A 19,582-nucleotide genomic window follows, 5' to 3' on the forward strand; every position below is an offset into this window, starting at 1 on the left:
CGCGCAGGCAACTGCACTCGCAAGCGCACCAAGGCCCTCCGGGCCTACGACGCTTACCTGCGTCGGCCTACGGTGGTTGTCGAGTGGCTGATGTGAGTTAGTGGCCGAACAGGAGTCGCTGGTGGCCCGATGCCTGGGGCCTCGCGGCCCGAGGGCGCTCGTCGGCCGTTCGGGTGTGCTCAGGCGGCGAGGTGTCCCCCCGCGATGAAGGCCGCGAGCAGGAGGTAGACCAGAGTCACCATCACGAGCTTGGGCTGGCCCAGGCGGCCGTGGGTGACCATCGCGCCGACCATCAGCAGAATCCAGCAGATCGCGGTCACCGGCACCATGACCGGTGCGATGTCCAGCGCGGCGGGCAGGATCAGGCCCGCCGCGGCCAGAAGCTCAAGGATTCCCAGGGTCTTGACGAACCCGGCGCTGACGTTCTCCGCCCATTCGCCGCCGTGTTGCGTGGCCAGTTTCTCCTTGGGCACGAACGTCTTGGTGAAACCGCCGACCAGGGCGACCGACGCCAGCAGTCCGGCAGCGATCCACAACGCGACGTTCATGTGCTCCTCCTACTTCGCTCAGTGATTGGTGGAATGCCGTCGCCGTTCAGGGACGGGCGATGTCAAGGGCGTGGCGACCGTTCGGGGAGCCCGGCAGCGGAGTGGAGTCCCGGTACCTGACCTCGTAGACCCGTTCGCTGAACCTCCAGCCGTCGGGAGTCCGCTGGTAGCGGTCGTGGTACAGGGCGTAGTTCAGATGCGAGCCGCCGTCGCGCATCCGGCCGAACTCCTGGATGTACGCGCGGCCTAGGGCGGTGTCGCCGTTGAGCCGGATGATGCCCGGGTGGACGTTCTGCACGAAGAACTCCCACAGCCCCTGCCCCCACTCGATCCCCGCGCGGATCTCCTCCCGGCCGACGAACTCCTTGCCGATGTGCGGCCACCGCATCGCGCCCTGGGGGGTGAACAGCGATGCGACCCGGTCGTAGTCGCGCATCATCACCGCGTCGGTGATCTCTCCGCACAGCGCCTCGATCTCGACGCGATCGGCGATCGCCTGCATGTCGCTCATCTGTTTCCCCGCCTTGTCGATGGGCCCGTCAGACACCTGCGGCCTGTCGGGTGGTGACGCTTCCAGCATCGGCGCAGGTCAGCGGCGGAACAATGTAGAATTCGTGGGGCGATTCATAATGCAGAGGTTATTTATGGAGCTACGGGACATTGAGATCTTCCTGACGCTCGCCGAAGAGCTGCACTTCGGCCGCACCGCCGAACGGCTGCACGTGTCCCAGGCCCGCGTCAGCCAGGCCATCAGCAAGCAGGAACGGCGACTCGGCGTGGCCCTGTTCGACCGCACCAGCCGGCGCGTCGCCCTGACGCCCGTCGGCCGACGTCTCCGCGAAGACCTGCAACAGGCCATCGACCTTCTTCACGAAGGACTCGCCCGCGCCGAAGCGGCCGGGTTGGGCGCGGGTCGGACCCTACGGCTGGGCGTCTTCGGTCATGCCGGACACGAACTACGCCCCCTCATCGACGCGCTCCGAACCCGCCACCCCGGCATCGACGTCCAGTTCAACGAGATCAACGGCAGCGACCCGTTCACCGCTCTGCGCACCGGGGACAGCGATGTGAACGTGCTGTGGCTGCCCGTTGCCGAGCCCGACCTCACTGTCGGCCCCACCGTGCTCACCGGAGCCCGTGTCCTGGCCGTGTCGGCAGACCATCCCCTCGCCGAGCGCGGCACGGCGTCCTTGGAGGATCTCGCCGACAACCACGTCGTCGACCTCGGCCCCAACGCCCCCGAGTACTGGGTCGCGTCCATGGTCCCCACACGTACGCCAAGTGGCCGCCGCATCCCGCGCGGCCCGATCGCGCGGACCTTCCACGAGATCCTGTCCCTGGTCGCCAGCGGACAATGCGTGCACCCGCTGGGGGAGATCGCCGCCCGCTACAACAATCCCCCGGGCATCGTCTTCCTGCCCGTCCACGATGCCCCCACCCTCCAGTGGGCCCTGACCTGGCGTACCACTGACGACAGCCCTACCATCCGAGCACTGGCCCGGACCGCCGCCGAACTCGGCCCCATCTCGCTGTGACGGCGACAACGGACAACCGACCAGCACAGTGTGCGGAGTCCCCGCGCAGGGAGGACGTGGGCGAAGGGCAGCGCCTCCCACACTAAGGGGTCATAAAAATGTGCACGTGACGCGACATGGCCGCCATGCCCGGCGCCGACCTGCCCAGCGGCCAGGGGGTGGAATGGCCGCCCGTGCGGCCGTTCCTGCTGGCCGCGGTCGGGATTTGCGCCTTCACCGGGCTGGAGACCAGCGCCGAGCGGCGCGGCACGCTGAGCCGCTACTGATCGTTTAGAGGACGTGGGCCATCACCGTCCGGCGGACACCTTCGTCCTGCGTGGAAACTGCGCAGGAGCGCTTCGTCGACGCCGACGGGGGCCACATCAGGTTCGCGGACCAGGACGTGTCGGCGACGCCGCCGCATGAGCGGGCGAACCTGGGAATGGGACGAACTTTCCAGACACCACGTCCGCTACCGCGGTGCAGTGTCGAACGCAACGTGCGGATCTCGGCCCTCCACCAGCCCGGCCGCTCGGCGACCGCGCGTGCAGCGCTCCGGGCGACGGGATTGGGGGCCCGCGCCGGCGCCTCCGTCGGCGATCTGGACATCGGGGAACTCCGGCGCCTCGAACTGGCACGGGCCCTGGCCGGTAGGCCCGCCGTCTTGCTGGTCGACGAGATCCTGGCGGGGCTGAGCAGCGACCAGGCGGACGACATCGTGACCCTGTTGCGGGCCATCGCGGATCACGGAGTCGCCGTGATCCTGATCGAGCACACCATGGGCGCGATGCTCCGCCTCGCGGACCGGCTGGTCGTCCTTGAGGCCGGAACGTGATCACTTCCGGGCGGCCCCAGGCCGTCGTCGCGGATAGCCGTGTCGTGGCGGCCTACCTCGGATCCAAGTGGAGCAGCCATGCTTGAAGTCGCGGCACTGTCCGTCAGGTATTCCGGCCTGACCGCGCTCGACCACGTCGGCCTCACCGTGGCCCCAGGCGAGCTGGTGGTCGTGGTCGGCGCCAACGGCGCAGGCAAGTCGACACTGTTCAAAGCCATCTCTGGAACGGTCAGGCCGGTCGCTGGACGGATGTCGTTCGACTGCCGCGACCTTGAGCGGACCTCACCGGCGCAGCGCGCCCGGATGGGCATCGCCCATGTCTTGGAAGGCCGGCGGGTCTTCACCGATATGACCGTGGAGGAGAACCTCGCGGTCGGTGCCATGAGCCGCGGGCGGATCGCGGACCGCCTCCAGGAGATCTACGACCTGTTCCCGATGCTCTACGAGAAGCGGCGTGAGCATGCCGGCCGGCTCAGTGGCGGCCAGCAGCAGATGCTCGCCATAGGACGCGGGCTGATGTCGAGGCCGCGATTGATCCTTCTCGACGAGCCCTCGATGGGCCTGGCGCCCGCGGTCGTGGAAACGATTTTTCAGCGGATCGCGGAGATCCACGCCGCCGGTACCGCGGCCCTCCTGGTCGAGCAACGGGCGGACGAGGCGCTGGAGATCGCCGAGCGCGGCTATGTCCTGGAACGTGGTCGTGTCGTCCTCGAAGGCGACGGCGAGGCGCTCGCCACCGACAGGCGCGTTCAGACCGCCTATCTCGGAGGGTGAGCCGGATGCGAGCGTTCGTCGTCGCGAACCTGGGCGGACCGGAGCAGTTGCGGGAGCGCCCGGTTGACATCGCGCCCTCCACCCTGAGCCACCACTTCCGGGTCCTGCGCGAGGCCGGCATCATCCACCAGAGTCAGCGCGGCACCCGGCGTTGGACCTCCTTGCGGAGTGCGGAGTTCGACGAGCGCTTCCCGGGCCTCCTCCAGGCCGTGATGGCCCAGGAACGGTGAGCACCGGAGGCCGTCTGTAGCCGCCCCGCGCGGCGTGGTCATCGGGTGGAGGCCCGGCGGTGCCGCCGGCGACCACGGCGTCCCCTCCCGCGACCTGGTCGGGAACGCCGTGGCGTCTACGCTTCCGGGCGGAGCGCCGGTCAGTTCGGCCGGTAGTCCGGGGTGATCTTGGCGCGATAGAGGTCCGTGACCGGGACGAGGCCGCCCTTGACCGATGCGTCGACCTTGGTGATGAAGGTCTGGGTCGATGCGGGCGCGCCCGGGACGGTGAAGTCCATCGGGGCCATCAGTCCGCCGGTGTCGACGCTCTTCAGCTTCCGGTAGGCGGCCTGCATCCCCTCGCGGGTCAGGTTCTTGTCCGCGCACGCCTGCTTCAGCACCTCGCCGACCACCTGGGCGGAGGCATAGCCGTAGCCGACCAGCGCGTCGGCCTTGGCGTCCGGGTGCTTCGCCTCGAACGCGGCGGCCACCTCCTTCGGCCCGGGGGCGTCCGCCCCGTAGGGGGCGTAGGACGTCAGGACGGTCAGGTTTTTCTCCAGGCCGTCGCGGACGGGGGTGTCCAGCAGGGCGGGGTCGAAGCCGGGTGCCTGCGTCAGGACCGGCACGTCCATGCCGATCGAGCGCATCACGCCGATGACGGACGCCGTCTGGCGGGCGGAGGCGCTGAGCAGGATCGCCTTGACGCCCTCCGACTTCAGCCTGGTGACCTGGGCGGTGAGGTCCGCGTCGGTCGCCTTGATCTGGACGCCTCGCACGGTCAGGCCGAGCCGCTCCGCCGCCCAGGTGCTCCCCTTGAGCGCGTTCTCACCGTACTCGCCCTCGAAGTGGATGTGGCCGACCGTGTCGCCTTTGGCGAGCCTGCCCTCCTGCACGAAGTAGCCCAGGCCGTTGATCATGTCGATGTCGTAGGTGGTGCCCAGCACCGCCAGGTAGCCGCTCTTCAGCAGGGAGGAGGCGAACGAGGACGGCACGGTGAGCACCTTCTTCGCCTTGATCTCCGGTTCGAGCGCGGCGGTCATCGGCGAGCCGAGCAGGTGCGTGATGGCGAGCACGTCCGGCTCCAGCTCGCTGAACGCCACGGTGGCCTTCTGGACGTCGTAGCCGTGGTCCTTGACCACCAGTTCCAGCCGGCGTCCGCAGATGCCGCCGGCGGCGTTGACCTTGTCGATGTAGAGCTGGTTGCCCCGGATCTGCGTACGGCCGAGCGGGCCGAAGACGGCGCCGGACAGGTCGCTCATCGCGCCCAGCCGGATCGTCTTCGCGTTGACGCCGGGCCCGGTTTTGACGCCGTCGGCGCCCGCGCCGTCGCCGCTCTCAGCGGCCTTGCCGCTGCAGCCCGAGGCGAGGACCGCCAGGCAGAGCGCGCCGAGCACGGTCCAGTACGGTCGTGATCGCATTGGGTCTTCCCTTCTTGGCCGAACTGACGACGAACGCGACGATGGCCGCGCCGTAGAGCATGCGGACGGCGGTGGCGGCGTCGAGGCCGCCCTGGCCGGGCTCGGCGAACAGCCCGATCGCGCCGCTGTAGTGGGAGAGCACGAGGGGCAGGCCCGTGATGAAGGCGGCGCCCACGGCGGCGCCCCGGACCGAGCCCAGTCCGCCGATGACGACCATCGCGAGGTACTCGACCGACAGGACCAGGCCGAAGTGGTCGGGGACGACGCGCCGCGCGGTGAGCGCGAGCAGGATCCCGGCGAGCCCGGCGTACATGGCGGAGAACACGAACGCGCCCGCCCGGTAGCGGCGCAGCGGCACGCCCATGCAGGCGGCGGCGATCTCGTTCTGCCGCATGAGGCGCATGGCGCGGCCCGGCCTCCCGCGGACGATCCGCCGCGCGGCGACGTAGGCGGCCACGGTGCAGCCGAGGGCCACGTACCAGAGGCGCTCCCTGCCCCCGAACGGCACCCCGAGCAGCACCAGCTCGGGCTCCTCGCCGCTCAGCTCGAACCCGAGGACCGACAGCTCGGGGATCGAGCGCCCGTTGTAGCCGCCCGTGACGGGCCGGGCGTTGAACAGGACGTGCTGCCCGAGGAACACCAGCCCGAGCGAGGCGACACCCAGGTAGAGGCCGCTGAGCCGTCCGGCGACCGGGCTGAACGCCAGCCCGGCGCATCCCGCCAGGGCGATGGCGAGCAGCGCGGCGGCCAGGGGCGGCAGACCGGCGCCGGTCGGCGCGGCGCCGGCGGGCTCGCCCGCGAGGAAGGCGTAGCCGTACGCCCCGACGGCCAGGAAGAAGGCGTGCGCCAGCGAGAGCTGCCCGGCCGAGCCCACCAGGACGGTGAGCCCGATCGCGCCGATGATCGCGGCCATCGCGAACGTGCCGGCCTGGAGCCAGAACGCGTCGAGGTAGTAGGGGACGGCGAGCAGGGCCGCGGACACCGCGGCCGTCCCGGCGATGCGCGGGAACCTAGACACGTACGGCCTCCCTGCTCCCGAACAGCCCGGACGGCCGCCACAGCAGAACGAGGATCATCAGCAGGTAGGGCGTCACGTCACCGGCGCCCTGGCCGAGCACGCCCAGCTCGTCGGCGTATCCGGCGACCAGCGTCTCGGTGACGCCCACCGCCACGCCGCCCAGCACGGCGCCCTCGGGGGAGTCCAGCCCGCCGATGATCACGGCCGGGATGGCGCGCAGCGCCAGCAGCCCCGTGTGCGCCTCCACCCCGGTGCTCGGGAACGCCACGAGGAAGAGGCCCGCGAGCGTGGCGAGCGCGCCGCCGATCAGCCAGGAGGCCGCGCGGACGCGCCGCAGCCGGATGCCCATGAGCGTCGCCACCTCGGGATCCGCCGCGGCCGAGCGCCACGAGACGCCCCAGGTGGTACGCCTGAACACCGCGAACAGCAGCCCGATCACCAGCAGCGCCGACAGCAGGGCGGCGATGCGGGAGTGGGGGACGACCAGGCCGCCGAGCCGGGCGACCCCGTCCCCCAGGGGTCCCCTGTCGGCATCACCCGCGAGCCGATGCGACGGGCGAGCTCGGTGGCGAGCAGGACGTCCGCGCCGATGGTGAGGATCGACAGCGTCATGTGGTCGCCCTGCGGGACCAGGCTCACCAGCCCGTACAGCACGAGGCCGCACAGGGCGCCGGCCGCGAGCCCGATGCCGAGCGCGGGCCAGAAGCCCGTGTCCGGGGACAGCGCCGCGACGACGTAGGCGCCGAGCAGCAGGACCGAGCCCTGGGCGAAGTTCACCACCCGGGTGCCTTTGAAGATCACCGCGAAGCCCACGGCGACGAGCGCGTAGATGGACCCGAGCGAGACGCCGATGACGGCGAGCTCGAACAGTCGGCTCATGAGTGCTCTCCCAGGTAGGAGCGGAGGACGTCCGGATGCGTCCGGACGTGGTCCGGCGGCCCGTCCGCGATGACCCGGCCGAAGTCGAGCACCGTGATCCGGTCCGCCAGCCCCATGACGAGCGGCATGTCGTGCTCCACGAGGACGACCGAGACGCCGAGCGACTCGCGTGTCCGCCGGATCAGCGCGACGGTCGCCGCCTTCTCGTGGTGGGTCATGCCGGCGACGGGCTCGTCCAGCAGCAGCACCCGCGGTTCCGCCGCGAGCGCGCGGGCGAACTCGACCCGCTTGCGGACGCCGTAGGGCAGTTCGGCGACCGGGCGGTGCAGCTCGTCCGCCAGCCCGGTGAACTCCGCGATCTCGGCGACCCGCCGGCGGTGCCGGCTCTCCTCGCGGCGGACGCGGCGCAGGTTGAGGGCGGTGGCCGCGAACCCGGCCCGGGTGAGGTGGTGCCGGGCGACCATGAGGTTGTCCAGCACGGTGTCCGCGCCGCCGAGCGCGATGTTCTGGAACGCGCGTGCGACGCCCAGCCCGGCGATCGTGTGCGGCGGGAGCCCGGTCAGCTCCCGGTCGCCGAGGCGGATCGAACCGGCGACCGCGTAGAGACCGGAGATGGCGTTGAAGCACGAGCTCTTGCCCGCGCCGTTCGGCCCGATCACCGCGTGCACGCTGCCGGGCTCGACATCGAAGGAGACGGAGTCGAGCGCCTGCACGCCGCCGAAGCGCAGGCAGACCTCCCGCAGGCTGAGCCTCATGACGCCCACACGCTCAGCGAGCGTCCCTCATGGGTCGCCGCGGCCTCGGGCGCGTGGGGGTCCCCGAGGTACGCGTGGGGGTCCCCGAGGTAGCTGGCCCGCACCTCGTCGGACGCCTCAAGTTCGGCGGCGGAGCCTTCGAGCACCACCGACCCGGCCTCCATCACGTAGGCGTGGCCGGCGATCGACAGCGCCATGGCCGCGTTCTGCTCGACCAGCAGCACGGCGGTGCCCTGCTCCTGGATCTCGGAGATCACCCGTCCGATGTGCGCGACCATCTTGGGGGCGAGCCCGAGCGACGGCTCGTCGAGCAGCAGCAGGTCAGGCTCCGACATCAGGCCCCGGCCGATGGCGAGCATCTGCTGCTCGCCGCCCGACAGCAGGCTCGCCCGCTGCGCGCGGCGTTCGGCCAGGACCGGGAACAGGGCGTACACGCGCTCGTACGCCTGGGCGCGCACGGCACGCGAACCCGCCCGCACCGCTCCGGCCCGCAGGTTGTCCTCCACGGTCATCTCTGTGAAGACCCGCCGGCCCTCGGGGACCTGGACGACCCCCGCCGCCACGATGGCGGCCGGGTCGCGGCCGCTGATCACCTCCCCGCGGAAGCTGATGCGCCCCTGCGCGATGCGGCCGCCGTGGTGGTCGAGCACCCCGGAGATCGCCCGCATCAGCGTCGTCTTGCCTGCTCCGTTGCTGCCCAGCACCGCCACCACCCCCGAGGCGCGGCACGCGAGCGTGCATCGCCTGAGAGCGGTCATGTGCGGTCCGTACCGCACGGTCAGGTCCGTGACTTCCAGCATCTGGACAAGCCCTCCTCCACGGGGAGTACCTGGCTGTTCTGGAGACCGACTGTGAAGGAGCGCCCGAAACGGAGAAAGCGGATGTGCCGCTATGTGGCACGCGTGCGGGCATGCCTGGTGTGAGCAGGGGCTAGGGCCGCCGCGGGAGCTTCGTCGTGGCGGCCAGCGTGCGCGACGCCTGGTGCGCGACCCGACGCAGCGCCGGGGCGATCCGGCCCGGGTCGAACCTGCGGTCCGTGGTGGCGACGGAGAGCGCCGCGACCGGCCGTCCCCCGGCGCCCAGGATCGGGGTCGCCACGCAACTGAGGCCGACCACGGTCTCCTGGCGGTCGAACGCGATCCCGTTCTCCGCGACGCGCCGCAGTTCCCGCCGCAGTTCCTCGGGGGTGCGGATCGTGTACGGGGTGTACGCGGCGAGGGGTTCCGCGAGGACGGCTTCGGCCGCGTCGTAGTCGAAGGCGAGCAGGGCCTTCCCGATGCCGGTGGAGTGCGCCGGCATCCTGCCGCCGATCTCGGACGGTGCACGGGCCGCTCGGTGCCCGTGGAGCTTGTAGACGTACAGGACCTCGGTGCGGTGCAGCACGGCGAGATGGACGGTTTCGCGCGTCATCTCGTACAGGTCCACCAGGTGGGGGAGCAGCCGTTCGCGGAGCAGGCGGGGCGTCGGGCCGTAGGCGCTGGTGCCGATGTCGAGCAGCCGCAGGCTGAGCCGGTAGCCGCCGCTCGCCCGCTCGACGAGCCCGTTGCGCTCCAGGATGCCGAGCAGCCGGAAGGTGGTGGACTTGCTCAGCCGGGTGTGCCGGGCGAGCTCGCTCCCCGCGATCTCGGTGCCGTGCTCGGCGATCGACTTCAGCAGCATGACGGCCTTGTCGACCGCCGTCCGCCTGTCCTCGCAGGCGTCCTTCGCGGCGGTGACCAGGGAGAGGAGGGGTTCCCGGTCGGCCGCCCGCGGTCCCCCGCCGTCGGCTGCGACGCGTTGTCGAAGAGGTCCGGCCGCCATGGGGCATCACTTCCATCAGGCTGTCCGGCTTGCCGCACGTGCCGGCGCGCTGCGGGATCTCGTCAGCGGACCGTCCGTGGCGTGTGCCGGCCTGTTTCGGGGTGGTCAGGGAAGGGAGCCGGGGGAGGCAGCGCTCCTGTGCGGTCCGGGCGGGTGCCGTGCCGCGCGCACCCGCCCGTCCGCGTTCTCTCAGCGGGGCTCGGCGACCGGGGTCGGCCGCCCGTCCTCCGCCTCGACGGACGCGAGCACGGGGTGTCTGCGCAGCGCGATCCGGTCGATCTTGTTGGCGGGTGTCCGTGGCAGTTCGGGCAGGACCAGGATCCGGGCCGGCTGCTTGTACGCGGCGAGGTGCTCGGCGCAGTGGCGTTCGAGTTCGCTCACGTCGAGCGGCGTGTCGGGTGTGGTCGACACGAACGTGACGGGCCGTTCGCCCTTCCGCTCGTCCGGGACGCCGATGGTGGCGGACTCGGCCACCGCGGGGTGGGAGAGCAGCGTGTCGTCGATCTCGCGGGGGTAGACGTTGAAGCCGCCCACGATGATCATGTCTTTCACCCGGTCGACGATGCGCAGGTAGCCGTCGTCGTCGAAGCGTCCGATGTCCCCGGTGGGGAACCAGCCGTCCCGGTGCGCGGGGATGATCTCGCCGTCCAGGCCGCGGTAGTGGCGCAGCATGTGGGCGGCCTTGACCCTGATCTCGCCGGCCTCCCCGGGAGGAACGGGCATGCCGGTGTCGAGGTCGACGACCTCGACCTCGACGAGGGGTGAGGGGATCCCGACCGAGCCGGGGCGCGGCGGCCGCCCGACCGGGTTGTAGGTGATCGGCGCCAGCTCCGTCATCCCGTACGCCTCGTAGATCGGCAGCCCGGTGGCCGCCTGCCAACGTTCTTGCAGGTCGGCGGGGATGGCCGAGCCGCCGCCCTGGCACAGGCGCAGCGCCGTCAGGTCGGCGCGGGAGAGCTCGGGGGCGGCGAGGACGCCGCCGTAGATGGCCGCAGGCCCGCCACTGAAAACCGTCACGCGGTGCCGTTCCATTTCGGCCACGACCGTCGCGGGGACGAACCGCGGCACCATCACCAGTCCGCCGCGGCGGTAGACGGCGTGCAGGAAACCGATCGCCAGGCCCCAGATGTGGAACATCGGCGCCACGTTGAGCCAGATCTCCTCGTCCGGGCGCGTCGGCCAGCACATCTCGGCGCCCTCCACCGTGGTCAGCAGCGTCTCGTGGGTGTACTCCACGCCCTTCGGCAGACCGGTGGTGCCGCCGGTGAACAGCACCGCGGCCATGTCCTCGGGCGCGGGGCCCTCCGCCGGGACCGCCGGGTCCAGGGTGTCGGCCGGCCGAAGGTCGGCGTCGGTGACCCGCAGGACGTCCAGGCCCAATTCGGCGGCGGCCGCGAGCGGACCGGTCGCGGTGGCCTCGGCGTCGGTGAGGACGAACGCGGGCGCGGCCCCTTTCAGCAGGGGGACCAGCTCCGCCGGGGTGTAGCCGGGGTTGAGACAGGCGATGCTCCCGCCCGCCGTCCACACCGCGAAGATCGCGACCCCCATCCGGGGGCTGTTGGGCATGGCGATCGCGACCGTCGCTCCGCGCGCGCCCGCCGCGGCGAGCCGCGCGGCGAGGGCGTCGACCGCCCTGCCGTACTCGGCGTAGGTCAGCGTCTCGGCGCCGCAGGTCACGGCCGTGCGGTCGGGGGCCAGGGCGACGGCGTCGCGCAGCGCAGCCACCATCGTGGCCGGCCGACGCCCGCGCGTGCTCGAGGGGACGGTTCCATCCAGGGCATGCATGGCTGCACTCCTCTCAACCGGAGTGCTTTTTTCTATCGGTCTATCGATAGAACGTCAATAGCCCAGTTCAAAGCGGTGATGCCCGAAGGGGAGCGGGGAGCCGTCAGTCCCCGTTCGGCAGGCCGATCAGATCACAGAAGGCGGCGGCGACCTGATCGGGGTGGAACTCGTCCGGCTTGTACCACCAGTGCATCCAGCTCATCATCCCCAGGATCCCCTCGCTGATGATCCGGGTCGGATGCTCGGCCGGCAGGACGCCCTCCTTCTGCGCACGGGAGACGACCTCTTCGACTCGGGTGACGAAGTCACGCTCGTGCCCGCTGACCTCACGGCCGACGTCTTCCGGGAGGGCGCGGAACTCCTTCCAGTACACGGCGAACGTGCGCTGGTTGATGGCGAGGGAGCGGACGAAGGCGTCGATGACGCGGCGAAGCTGGGTCGCCGAGTCGGCGGGCACCGCGAAGGCGTCGTCCAGCGCCTTGGTGAAGTCGCGGTCGACCTGGCGGGCGATCTCCGACATGAGGACTTCCTTGGAGCCCACGTAGTGGTAGATCGTCGGCTGGCTCATCCCCGCGCGCTCGGCGATCTCCTTCGTCGTGCCCCGCTCGTAGCCGCGGATGAAGAAGACCTCCGCGGCGACGTCCAGGATCCGGCGCCGCTTGTCCTCCCAGTCGTCGTTGCGGCTGCCGGGCCTGCGCCCCGGGCGCCTGCGCGTCGTGGTCTCGCCCTGCCGTGCCGTGTCCTCTGCTGTCACGTCCCGATGGTAGCGGATCGGTCGATCGGCCGATCGACCGTGGTTGCGGTCCGGTGGCCCGGCTGGTACAGTCCGCGATTAAATCGATTGACCGATCGAATGAATGGGGGATGTCGTGGTGGGAGACCTACTCCTCGACCAGGGCGCCCAGGTGCACCGGATCCCCGCCGCGGGGCACCGGACCGCCTACCACGAGGCCGGCGACGGGCGGCCCGTCGTCCTGCTCCACGGGTCCGGCCCCGGCGTCACGGCCTGGTCGAACTGGTCCGGGGTGCTGCCCGCGCTCGCCGAGGGCCACCGGGTGCTCGCGCCCGACATCGCCGGGTTCGGCGGGACCGTCTTCCAGGAGGGGGCCGAGTACGGGATCAAGCTCTGGACACGGTGGCTCTTCGAGTTCCTCGACGCCCTGGACATCCCGTCCGCCGTGCTGGTGGGCAACAGCTTCGGCGGCGGCCTCGCGCTGGCCGCCGCCCTGCGCGACCCGTCCCGCGTGGACGGCCTCGTCCTGCTCGGCACGCCCGCCGGGACGTTCACGATGACCGAGGGGCTCCGGGCGGGCTGGCACTACGAGCCGGATCCGGACGAGATGAGGCGCGTCCTGCGGCTCTTCCCGTACGACAAGGACCTGGTCACCGACGAGATGGTGCGGGTGAGGTACGAGGCCAGCGCCGTTCCCGGCGCCCAAGAGGCGTACCGGAAACTGATCCCGGAACCGGGCCCTGGGGACACGCCGGTGAAAGGCGTCCCCGAGGACAGGCTCCGCACGATCGGCAAGCCCACGCTCATCGTCCACGGGCGCGAGGACCGGGTCATCCCGGTCGAGCTCGGCTGGCGCCTCGCCCGTTCGATCCCGGACTCCGAGCTCCACGTGTTCGGGCGATGCGGCCACTGGGTGCAGCTCGAACGGCCCGCCGCGTTCATCGCCCTCGTCCGCGACTTCGTCGGGAGGCTGCCATGAGCCTGAACGGCGTCGAGAAGGCGCTCTACGACCTGAACGTCGACCGGCGCGCCCGGGAGACCTTCATCGCATCCCCCGACCGGTTCGCCGGCCGGTACCGGCTGACCGAGGAGGAGGCGGCGATGCTGGCCGACCGGGACGTCCGCGGCCTCGCCGCGCTGCACGCGAACCCGATGCTCGTGTGGGGCTTCTGGCTGATGCTCGCGCCCAAGGGGGAGCGTGGCACGCCGGCCTACCTGGCCAGGCTGCGCGGTGAGACGCCCGCCCGGCGACCCGCCCGCGCGTCCGGTGACTCGGAGGGAGACTGACCATGGGCGCGATCGTCGGCGGCTTCCTGCTGCCCCACGACCCGATGATGTTCACGCACCCGGACGCGCCGGACGAGCCGGTGCGCGACCGCGTGCACGAGGCGTACCGGGAGATCTCCCGGCGGCTCGCCGCGCTGGACCCGACCACGGTCTTGATCATCGGCACCGACCACTACATTCTGTTCGGCCCCGGCTGCCTGCCCCAGTTGCTCATCGCCACCGGGGACCTGGACGGCCCGGTCGAGCGGCTGCCCGGCCTGGCGCGCGGCCCGCTGCCGGACAACGCGCCGCTGGCCCGGCACATCGCCGCGCACGGGCACCGGAACGGCGTCGACTGGGCGGTCGCGCCGACGTTCACCGCGGACCACTCCGTGGTCATCCCGTACCACCTGGTCGCCGAGCCGCTCGGCCTGCCGGTGATCCCCGTCTACCTCGCCTGCGGCGTCGAGCCGCTGCTGCCGCTCGCCCGCGCCGCCCGCGCCGGAGAGGCGATCCGGGAGGCGGTCGAGGCCGCCGGGGACGACGAGCGCGTCGCCGTCATCGGCAGCGGCGGCATCAGCCACTGGGTCGGGACCGCCGAGATGGGCCGGGTCGACACCGGCTTCGACCGGATGGTGCTCGACCGCGTCGCCGCCGGCGACACCGCCGCGCTGGCCGGCCTGGACGACGCCGAGATCCTGGCCCAGGCCGGGAACGGAGCGCTCGAAGTGCGCACGTTCGTCGCGGCGATGTCGGCCGTGGGTCCCTGCCGCGGGGACGTCATCGCCTACGAGGCCGTCCCGGAATGGATCACGGGTCTCGGGTTCGCCGAGCTGGTCCCGCTGGAGGCCGCCGATGTCCGCTGACCTCAAGAGCGCCGGACGCCGCGCGGTCCTGTGCGCGGCGGACGACGTGCCGCCCGGGCGGATGCTGCGCGTCCCCGTCGGCGACGAGGGGCCGCTGCTGGTCGCGAACGTGGACGGCACGATCCACGTCACCGACGACACCTGCACCCATGCCGAGGCGTCGCTGAGCGAGGGCGACCTGGAGGGGGGCCGGGTCGTCTGCCCCGTCCACTGGGCGGAGTTCGACCTGGCGACGGGCGAGGCCCTGTGCTTCCCCGCGTCCAAGCCGCTCGCCGTGCACCAGGCGGCCGTCGAGGACGGAATGGTCGTCGCGTATCTCGCGCGGAGGACGGGATGAGCGGCGTGCTGAACGACGAACTGCTCGCGCTGTACGACCTGGACGACGGCTGGCTCGACCGCCGCGTCTTCTGGGACCGGGACGTCTACGAGCTGGAGCTGGAGCGGATCTTCGCCCGGTGCTGGCTGTTCGTCGCCCACGAGTCCCAGCTGCCCAGGCCCGGTGCCTTCCTCACCACCTGGATGGGCGAGGACAACGTGCTCGTCGTCCGGCGGCGGGACGGCTCCATCGGCGCCTACCTCAACAGCTGCCCCCACCGCGGCAACCGCGTGTGCACCGCCGAGGCGGGGACGGCCCGCGGGTTCGTGTGCAACTATCACGGCTGGTCGTTCGGCCTCGACGGCGGGCTCACCGGCGTGCACGAGTCCGCGGCGTTCGGCCGGGAGCCGACCTTCGACCGCTCCCGGCTCGGGCTCACGCCCGTCGCCCAGCTCGACACCTACAAGGGGCTGGTGTTCGCCACGTTCGACCCCGCCGCGCCGCCGCTGCGGGACTACCTCGGCGACTTCGCCTTCTACCTCGACGTGATGCTCGACAACGACGAGGGCGGCACGGAGTTCGCGGGCGGCTCGATCAAGTCCGTCCTCGGCTGCAACTGGAAAATCGCGGCGGAGAACTTCGCCGGCGACGCGCTGCACGCCGGCTGGACCCACGCGTCCGGCGCGCAGGCCATGCTCGGCCGCGACGTCGCCGAGCTGGGCGCCGAGGACGCCGAGAGCTACCACGTCAACGTGAACGGCCACTGCTGGGAGTTCAACCTGGACGGCGTCGGGAACGCCGCCACCCTCGCCGACCCGCTGGTCATGGCCTACCTGCGCGACAACGAGAAGCGCTTCGCCGAGCGGCTCGGCCCCCTGCGGGCGCGGATGGTCGGCTCGATCAGCTCGGTGAACGTGTTCCCGAACTTCTCGTTCCTGCCCGGCCAGAACACCTTCCGGACATGGCAGCCGAAGGGGCCGCACCGCACCGAACTGCACACCTGGGTCCTGGTGAACCGGAACGCCCCGCAGGAGGTGAAGGACGCCTGGCGCAAGGGAGCCATGATGACCTTCTCCCCGTCCGGCGTCTTCGAGATGGACGACGGCGAGAACTGGGAGCTGTCCACCCGGTCCAACCAGGGCGTGGTGACGCGGAGGCAGCGGCTCTACTACGGCCTCGGGTCCGGTACGGCGATCGAGCACCCCGAACTCCCCGGCAATGTGCACCGCGGCCAGATCAACGACGCCAACCAACGGGCGTTCTACCGGCGCTGGTCGCAGCTCCTCCGCGCCCGCACCTGGGACGAGGTGGCGTCATGACCACGATGGAGACGTACTGGGAGGTCCAGACGTTCCTCGCCTACGAGGCGCGGCTGCTCGACGAGGAGCGGTACCCCGAATGGCTCGATCTCTTCACGGAGGACGCGCACTACTGGGTGCCCGGCGTGGAGAACCGGGGCCGGTCCGACGCGGAGGGCCCCTACGCGCCGTCCCGGATGGCCTACTTCGACGACCGCATCGAGGACCTGCGCCGCCGCGTCGTCCGTTTCACCGCGCCCACCGCGTGGGCGGAGGACCCGGCGACCCGGCACCTGCACGTCGTGTCCAACATCGAGGTGGAGCCGGCGGAGACGCCCGGTGAGCTGCTCGCCCGGTCGGTGATCGTCAACTACCGGGGCCAGGGCGACACCGACTCCGCGACCCTGTACGGGCGGCGGGAGGACGTCCTGCGCCGGGTCTCGGGCGAACTGCGGATCGCCCGTCGGCTCGTCCTCCTGCGGCACGCCGTCCTCCCCGCCAAGAACATCAACACCTTCTTCTAGGGACTTCCAGGGACCGCCACGAGATGACCGCGACAGGAACGGCACGGCTCGACGGCCGGGTCGCGCTGGTGACCGGCGGCGGAAGCGGCATCGGCCGCGCCGTCGTCGACCGCTTCGTCGCCGAGGGGGCCCGCGTGGGCGTTCTCGAACGCGACCCCCGCCGGGCCGAGGCGCTGACCCGCGACCACGGCGACCGGGTCACGGTCGAGGTCGGGGACGTCAGGGCACCCGAGGCGCACGCCGCTTCGGTGGCCCGCACGCTCGACGTCCACGGCCGCCTGGACGCCTATGTCGCCAACGCGGGCGTGTACGACTACTCGGCCCGTTTCGAGGAGCTCGGCGAGGACCGCATCATGGCCGGTTTCGCCGAGCTGTTCGAGACGAACGTCCTCGGCTACATGCTCGGCGCGAACGCGGCGCTCTCCGCGCTGCGCGACAGCGGCGGAAGCCTCATCTTCACCGTCTCCTCCAGCGGCCTGTACGCGGGCGGCGGCGGGGCGTTGTACGTCGCGTCCAAGCACGCGGTGGTCGGGCTGGTCCGCCAGCTCGCCCACGAACTGGCCCCCGACGTCCGGGTGAACGGCGTGGCCCCGGGCGCGACGCTGACGGCGCTCGGCGGGCTGGCCGCGCTCGGCACCGCCGACCGGCGCCTGGACGCCGACGTCGGCGGGCTCGGCCGGCACATCCCGCTGGGCTTCGTCAGCGACCCCGCCGACCACGCCGGCCTTTACGTCCTGCTCGCCGACCCACGCGACTCCGGCTTCATGACGGGTGCGATCCTGCCGAGCGACGGCGGACTCGAGGTCCGCGGCGCGGCGCGTCGAGCGAAAGGCGACCGATGAACGCGAAGCTGACGGTATCGCTCGGGCTGTGGCAGGACAGGCCCCCGCGGGAGGCGCTGGACACGGCCGCCCTCGCCGACGCGCTCGGCTTCCCCGAACTGTGGATCGGCGAGATGGCCACCTACGACGCGTTCGCCCTCGCGGTCGCGGTGGCCGCCCGGACGTCCTCGATCGGGCTGACGCCCGGCCCGCTGCCGGTCGCCGTCCGCGACCCCATGATGATCGCGATGGCGACGGCGTCCCTCGCCGACCTGACCGGCCGTGCCGCCGGCGTCGCGATCGGCAGCTCCAGCCCGCACGTCGTGGAGCGCTGGCACGGCCGCGAGCGCCGCGATCCACCGGCGGCCCTCGCCGAGTCCGCCGAGGTCCTGCGGCACCTGCTCGCCGGGGAGCGCGCGGCCTTCGACGGCCGCACCGTCCGCGTCCAGGACTACCGGCTGCGCCTTCCGGCGCCCCGCACCCCCATCACGATCGCCGCGTTCGGGGCCGCGGCGATCCGCGTCGCCGCTCGCCACGCCGATCGCATGGTGGTCAGCCTGGTCACGGCGGAGTCGGCGGGACGGCTCGCGGCGCGGCTGCACGCGGAGGCCGACGCGGCCGGCACCGGCGCGCCCCCGGTGGCGGCGTGGGTGCCGGTGGCCGTGGACGGCGGCCCGCAGGCGTGTGAGCAGGTCCGCCGGGCCGTCGTCGGCTACCTTGCCGCACCCGGGTACGCGCGGATGTTCGAGGAGGCGGGCTTCGGCGACGTGGTCGCCCTGGCGCGCCGCCGCCCCCACCCGTCCGAGCTGCTGGCCGCCGTCCCGGACGACCTGGTCCACGCGGTCGCGGCGCTCGGCGGGCCGGAGGAGGTCGCCGCGCGGCTCGCGTCCTACGCCGTCGACGAGATCGCCGTCCTGCCGTGCTGCACCGACGAGGACCCGGCGGGTGAGCACACCCTGCGCACCCTGGCCTCCTGGAGAACGCCGTGAACCGGCCCGCCCTCCGCCGGATCGTCGTCGTGGGCGGCGGCCTCGCCGGGCACACCGCCGCGACCACTCTGCGGGCCGAAGGCTACGACGGCGATCTGGTCCTGCTCACCGACGAGCCGTGCCCGCCCTACGACCGGCCGCCGCTGTCGAAGGAACTGCTCGCCGGGACGGTCGACGACACCGCGCTTCGCATCGATCACGACATCGAGGTGCGCACCGGCTCATGTGCCCTCCGGCTGTTCCCCGACGCCGTCGAGAGCACGACCGGCACCGAACCCTACGACGGGCTCGTTATCGCCACGGGCAGTTCCCCCGTCCGGCTCGCCGACCCGTCGCCGCGCGTCCACGAGCTGCGCACCGCGTCCGACGCGCTGCGTCTCCGGGAGGCGCTGCGCACCGCCTCCTCGGTGGCGGTCGTCGGCGCGGGCTGGATCGGCAACGAGGTCGCCACCCGGGCCGCGGCGCTGAACCTCAAGGTCACCGTGATCGACGCGGCGTCCGCCCCGCTCGCGCGGGCGCTTCCCGCCGCGCTCGCGGAGCACCTCGTCCCCTGGTACGCCGACCTTGACATCGACCTGCGCCTGAACACCCCGGTCGACGGGGTCGACGAACGCGGCGTGCACCTGGCCTGCGGCGGGCGCGTCGATGCGGATCTCGTCGTCATGGGGGCCGGCGCGCGTCCGGCCACCGCCTGGCTGCGCGGCAGCGGCGTCCCGCCGGCCCTCGACGGCGCCGTCGAGGCCGACGCGACCCTCCGCGCAGGCCCGGGTCGCGTCTTCGCCGCCGGGGACATCGTCCGCTGGCCGTCCCGGCTGTTCGGCGCCCGGCTCCGCGTCGAGCACTGGGAGCACGCCGCGGCCTCCGGCCGGGCCGCGGCCCGCAACCTCCTCGGCCTGGCCGAGCCCTATGACCCGGTGCCCTACTTCTGGTCGGACCAGCTCGGGCACCGGATCCAGTACGTGGGCCATCACCGCCCGGCGGACACCTTCGTCCTGCGGGGGAACCCCGCAGGAGCGGCCCCGTGGGCGGCCCTGTGGTTCGAGGGTCCGCGCCTGCGCGCCGCGCTCTGCATCGACGACCCGCGCACCGCCAGGGACGCGCGACGCCTCATCGCCGACCGTGTTCCCCTCTCCATCGACCGGGCCGCGGACCCGGACGTCCGCCTGAACCAAACCGCCCTCTAGTACGGAAGGCGCGTGGACATGGAGCGCGCACGCCGGGACGGCCGTTGGCG

26 protein-coding genes are annotated in these 19,582 nt (G+C 72.0%); 15 read left to right on the plus strand and 11 right to left on the minus strand.

The window, feature by feature from the left end:
- Window positions 1-179: 179 nt before the first annotated feature.
- Window positions 180-548, minus strand: coding sequence for a DoxX family protein (locus tag QSK21_RS32485; protein ID WP_285701397.1), 369 nt, complete (start codon window positions 546-548; stop codon window positions 180-182).
- Window positions 549-594: 46 nt separating this feature from the next.
- On the minus strand, window positions 595-1,059 hold the full coding sequence (locus QSK21_RS32490) for a nuclear transport factor 2 family protein (protein ID WP_285701399.1): 465 nt from the start codon (window positions 1,057-1,059) through the stop codon (window positions 595-597).
- A 133-nt stretch (window positions 1,060-1,192) separates the two neighbouring features.
- Between QSK21_RS32490 and QSK21_RS32495 the strand changes: the two genes are divergently transcribed.
- The 6 genes from QSK21_RS32495 to QSK21_RS32515 all read left to right on the plus strand — a co-directional run bounded on the left by QSK21_RS32495 (window position 1,193) and on the right by QSK21_RS32515 (window position 3,901).
- Window positions 1,193-2,083 carry a LysR family transcriptional regulator gene (locus QSK21_RS32495; protein WP_285701400.1) on the plus strand — a complete coding sequence of 297 codons (891 nt, stop codon included), beginning with the start codon at window positions 1,193-1,195 and terminating at the stop codon, window positions 2,081-2,083.
- 116 nt (window positions 2,084-2,199) lie between these two features.
- Window positions 2,200-2,349: a hypothetical protein gene (locus QSK21_RS32500; protein WP_285701401.1), complete on the plus strand. Its 150-nt coding sequence runs from the start codon at window positions 2,200-2,202 to the stop codon at window positions 2,347-2,349.
- Between the two features lie 50 nt (window positions 2,350-2,399).
- On the plus strand, window positions 2,400-2,897 hold the full coding sequence (locus QSK21_RS32505) for an ATP-binding cassette domain-containing protein (protein WP_285701402.1): 498 nt from the start codon (window positions 2,400-2,402) through the stop codon (window positions 2,895-2,897).
- Entirely contained in the window at window positions 2,894-2,983 is a 90-nt protein-coding gene (locus QSK21_RS36275; RefSeq protein WP_352231357.1) for an ABC transporter ATP-binding protein C-terminal domain-containing protein, read from the plus strand. The genes QSK21_RS32505 and QSK21_RS36275 overlap by 4 nt, the downstream gene beginning before the upstream one ends.
- Window positions 2,976-3,671 (plus strand): ABC transporter ATP-binding protein, encoded by a 696-nt coding sequence (locus tag QSK21_RS32510; RefSeq protein WP_285701403.1) that lies wholly within the window; start codon window positions 2,976-2,978, stop codon window positions 3,669-3,671. The genes QSK21_RS36275 and QSK21_RS32510 overlap by 8 nt, the downstream gene beginning before the upstream one ends.
- A 5-nt stretch (window positions 3,672-3,676) precedes the next feature.
- Entirely contained in the window at window positions 3,677-3,901 is a 225-nt protein-coding gene (locus QSK21_RS32515; RefSeq protein WP_285701405.1) for an ArsR/SmtB family transcription factor, read from the plus strand.
- A 140-nt stretch (window positions 3,902-4,041) separates the two neighbouring features.
- Here QSK21_RS32515 and QSK21_RS32520 read toward each other — a convergent pair whose 3' ends face one another.
- The 9 genes from QSK21_RS32520 to QSK21_RS32560 form a co-directional block, all read right to left on the minus strand.
- Complete coding sequence (locus tag QSK21_RS32520; protein WP_285701406.1) at window positions 4,042-5,298, minus strand: ABC transporter substrate-binding protein; 1,257 nt, start codon at window positions 5,296-5,298, stop codon at window positions 4,042-4,044.
- Window positions 5,216-6,316, minus strand: coding sequence for a branched-chain amino acid ABC transporter permease (locus QSK21_RS32525; protein ID WP_285701408.1), 1,101 nt, complete (start codon window positions 6,314-6,316; stop codon window positions 5,216-5,218). Before QSK21_RS32525 ends, QSK21_RS32520 begins: the two co-directional genes overlap by 83 nt.
- Window positions 6,309-6,755: a branched-chain amino acid ABC transporter permease gene (locus QSK21_RS32530; RefSeq protein ID WP_285701409.1), complete on the minus strand. Its 447-nt coding sequence runs from the start codon at window positions 6,753-6,755 to the stop codon at window positions 6,309-6,311. Before QSK21_RS32530 ends, QSK21_RS32525 begins: the two co-directional genes overlap by 8 nt.
- Entirely contained in the window at window positions 6,752-7,195 is a 444-nt protein-coding gene (locus QSK21_RS32535; protein WP_285701410.1) for an ABC transporter permease subunit, read from the minus strand. The genes QSK21_RS32530 and QSK21_RS32535 overlap by 4 nt, the downstream gene beginning before the upstream one ends.
- A complete protein-coding gene (locus QSK21_RS32540; RefSeq protein WP_285701411.1) occupies window positions 7,192-7,950 on the minus strand; it encodes an ABC transporter ATP-binding protein in 759 nt (252 codons plus the stop codon). Before QSK21_RS32540 ends, QSK21_RS32535 begins: the two co-directional genes overlap by 4 nt.
- Window positions 7,947-8,750 (minus strand): ABC transporter ATP-binding protein, encoded by an 804-nt coding sequence (locus QSK21_RS32545; RefSeq protein ID WP_285701412.1) that lies wholly within the window; start codon window positions 8,748-8,750, stop codon window positions 7,947-7,949. The genes QSK21_RS32540 and QSK21_RS32545 overlap by 4 nt, the downstream gene beginning before the upstream one ends.
- Before the next feature lie 130 nt (window positions 8,751-8,880).
- Window positions 8,881-9,750 (minus strand): IclR family transcriptional regulator, encoded by an 870-nt coding sequence (locus QSK21_RS32550; RefSeq protein ID WP_285701413.1) that lies wholly within the window; start codon window positions 9,748-9,750, stop codon window positions 8,881-8,883.
- 189 nt (window positions 9,751-9,939) lie between these two features.
- The gene (locus QSK21_RS32555) at window positions 9,940-11,478 is read right to left on the minus strand and encodes a class I adenylate-forming enzyme family protein (protein WP_285701415.1); all 1,539 of its coding nucleotides are present in this window, start codon (window positions 11,476-11,478) and stop codon (window positions 9,940-9,942) included.
- Between the two features lie 160 nt (window positions 11,479-11,638).
- A complete protein-coding gene (locus QSK21_RS32560; RefSeq protein WP_285701416.1) occupies window positions 11,639-12,289 on the minus strand; it encodes a TetR/AcrR family transcriptional regulator in 651 nt (216 codons plus the stop codon).
- Between the two features lie 118 nt (window positions 12,290-12,407).
- Between QSK21_RS32560 and QSK21_RS32565 the strand changes: the two genes are divergently transcribed.
- From QSK21_RS32565 to QSK21_RS32605, 9 genes are read left to right on the plus strand one after another with little or no spacing between them, the layout of a single operon-like run.
- Entirely contained in the window at window positions 12,408-13,247 is an 840-nt protein-coding gene (locus QSK21_RS32565) for an alpha/beta fold hydrolase (RefSeq protein WP_285701418.1), read from the plus strand.
- Entirely contained in the window at window positions 13,244-13,555 is a 312-nt protein-coding gene (locus QSK21_RS32570) for a hypothetical protein (protein ID WP_285701419.1), read from the plus strand. The genes QSK21_RS32565 and QSK21_RS32570 overlap by 4 nt, the downstream gene beginning before the upstream one ends.
- A 2-nt stretch (window positions 13,556-13,557) precedes the next feature.
- Complete coding sequence (locus QSK21_RS32575) at window positions 13,558-14,400, plus strand: DODA-type extradiol aromatic ring-opening family dioxygenase (protein ID WP_285701421.1); 843 nt, start codon at window positions 13,558-13,560, stop codon at window positions 14,398-14,400.
- Complete coding sequence (locus QSK21_RS32580; protein WP_285701422.1) at window positions 14,390-14,737, plus strand: non-heme iron oxygenase ferredoxin subunit; 348 nt, start codon at window positions 14,390-14,392, stop codon at window positions 14,735-14,737. The genes QSK21_RS32575 and QSK21_RS32580 overlap by 11 nt, the downstream gene beginning before the upstream one ends.
- A complete protein-coding gene (locus QSK21_RS32585) occupies window positions 14,734-16,035 on the plus strand; it encodes an aromatic ring-hydroxylating oxygenase subunit alpha (protein ID WP_285701423.1) in 1,302 nt (433 codons plus the stop codon). Before QSK21_RS32580 ends, QSK21_RS32585 begins: the two co-directional genes overlap by 4 nt.
- On the plus strand, window positions 16,032-16,538 hold the full coding sequence (locus QSK21_RS32590; RefSeq protein WP_285701424.1) for a 3-phenylpropionate/cinnamic acid dioxygenase subunit beta: 507 nt from the start codon (window positions 16,032-16,034) through the stop codon (window positions 16,536-16,538). Before QSK21_RS32585 ends, QSK21_RS32590 begins: the two co-directional genes overlap by 4 nt.
- Window positions 16,539-16,561: 23 nt before the next feature.
- Window positions 16,562-17,380: an SDR family NAD(P)-dependent oxidoreductase gene (locus QSK21_RS32595; RefSeq protein WP_285701425.1), complete on the plus strand. Its 819-nt coding sequence runs from the start codon at window positions 16,562-16,564 to the stop codon at window positions 17,378-17,380.
- The gene (locus QSK21_RS32600; protein ID WP_285701426.1) at window positions 17,377-18,348 is read left to right on the plus strand and encodes an LLM class F420-dependent oxidoreductase; all 972 of its coding nucleotides are present in this window, start codon (window positions 17,377-17,379) and stop codon (window positions 18,346-18,348) included. The genes QSK21_RS32595 and QSK21_RS32600 overlap by 4 nt, the downstream gene beginning before the upstream one ends.
- Window positions 18,345-19,532, plus strand: a complete 1,188-nt coding sequence (locus QSK21_RS32605) for an NAD(P)/FAD-dependent oxidoreductase (protein ID WP_285701427.1) — start codon at window positions 18,345-18,347, stop codon at window positions 19,530-19,532. Before QSK21_RS32600 ends, QSK21_RS32605 begins: the two co-directional genes overlap by 4 nt.
- Window positions 19,533-19,582: the final 50 nt, after the last annotated feature.

It is taken from the genome of Actinomadura sp. NBRC 104412 (genome assembly GCF_030269515.1).
Lineage (GTDB): Bacteria > Actinomycetota > Actinomycetes > Streptosporangiales > Streptosporangiaceae > Spirillospora.

Bases quoted from the DNA above. Each gene is read 5' to 3' on its own strand.
- QSK21_RS32485 (WP_285701397.1), bottom strand. From the start codon at position 548: ATGAACGTCGCGTTGTGGATCGCTGCCGGACTGCTGGCGTCGGTCGCC.
- QSK21_RS32500 (WP_285701401.1), top strand. From the start codon at position 2,200: ATGGCCGCCATGCCCGGCGCCGACCTGCCCAGCGGCCAGGGGGTGGAA.
- QSK21_RS32595 (WP_285701425.1), top strand. From the start codon at position 16,562: ATGACCGCGACAGGAACGGCACGGCTCGACGGCCGGGTCGCGCTGGTG.
- QSK21_RS32570 (WP_285701419.1), top strand. From the start codon at position 13,244: ATGAGCCTGAACGGCGTCGAGAAGGCGCTCTACGACCTGAACGTCGAC.
- QSK21_RS32535 (WP_285701410.1), bottom strand. From the start codon at position 7,195: ATGAGCCGACTGTTCGAGCTCGCCGTCATCGGCGTCTCGCTCGGGTCC.
- QSK21_RS32575 (WP_285701421.1), top strand. From the start codon at position 13,558: ATGGGCGCGATCGTCGGCGGCTTCCTGCTGCCCCACGACCCGATGATG.
- QSK21_RS32585 (WP_285701423.1), top strand. From the start codon at position 14,734: ATGAGCGGCGTGCTGAACGACGAACTGCTCGCGCTGTACGACCTGGAC.
- QSK21_RS32545 (WP_285701412.1), bottom strand. From the start codon at position 8,750: ATGCTGGAAGTCACGGACCTGACCGTGCGGTACGGACCGCACATGACC.
- QSK21_RS32600 (WP_285701426.1), top strand. From the start codon at position 17,377: ATGAACGCGAAGCTGACGGTATCGCTCGGGCTGTGGCAGGACAGGCCC.
- QSK21_RS32510 (WP_285701403.1), top strand. From the start codon at position 2,976: ATGCTTGAAGTCGCGGCACTGTCCGTCAGGTATTCCGGCCTGACCGCG.
- QSK21_RS32540 (WP_285701411.1), bottom strand. From the start codon at position 7,950: ATGAGGCTCAGCCTGCGGGAGGTCTGCCTGCGCTTCGGCGGCGTGCAG.
- QSK21_RS32490 (WP_285701399.1), bottom strand. From the start codon at position 1,059: ATGAGCGACATGCAGGCGATCGCCGATCGCGTCGAGATCGAGGCGCTG.
- QSK21_RS32555 (WP_285701415.1), bottom strand. From the start codon at position 11,478: ATGGTGGCTGCGCTGCGCGACGCCGTCGCCCTGGCCCCCGACCGCACG.
- QSK21_RS32515 (WP_285701405.1), top strand. From the start codon at position 3,677: ATGCGAGCGTTCGTCGTCGCGAACCTGGGCGGACCGGAGCAGTTGCGG.
- QSK21_RS32550 (WP_285701413.1), bottom strand. From the start codon at position 9,750: ATGGCGGCCGGACCTCTTCGACAACGCGTCGCAGCCGACGGCGGGGGA.
- QSK21_RS32495 (WP_285701400.1), top strand. From the start codon at position 1,193: ATGGAGCTACGGGACATTGAGATCTTCCTGACGCTCGCCGAAGAGCTG.
- QSK21_RS32520 (WP_285701406.1), bottom strand. From the start codon at position 5,298: ATGCGATCACGACCGTACTGGACCGTGCTCGGCGCGCTCTGCCTGGCG.
- QSK21_RS32590 (WP_285701424.1), top strand. From the start codon at position 16,032: ATGACCACGATGGAGACGTACTGGGAGGTCCAGACGTTCCTCGCCTAC.
- QSK21_RS32580 (WP_285701422.1), top strand. From the start codon at position 14,390: ATGTCCGCTGACCTCAAGAGCGCCGGACGCCGCGCGGTCCTGTGCGCG.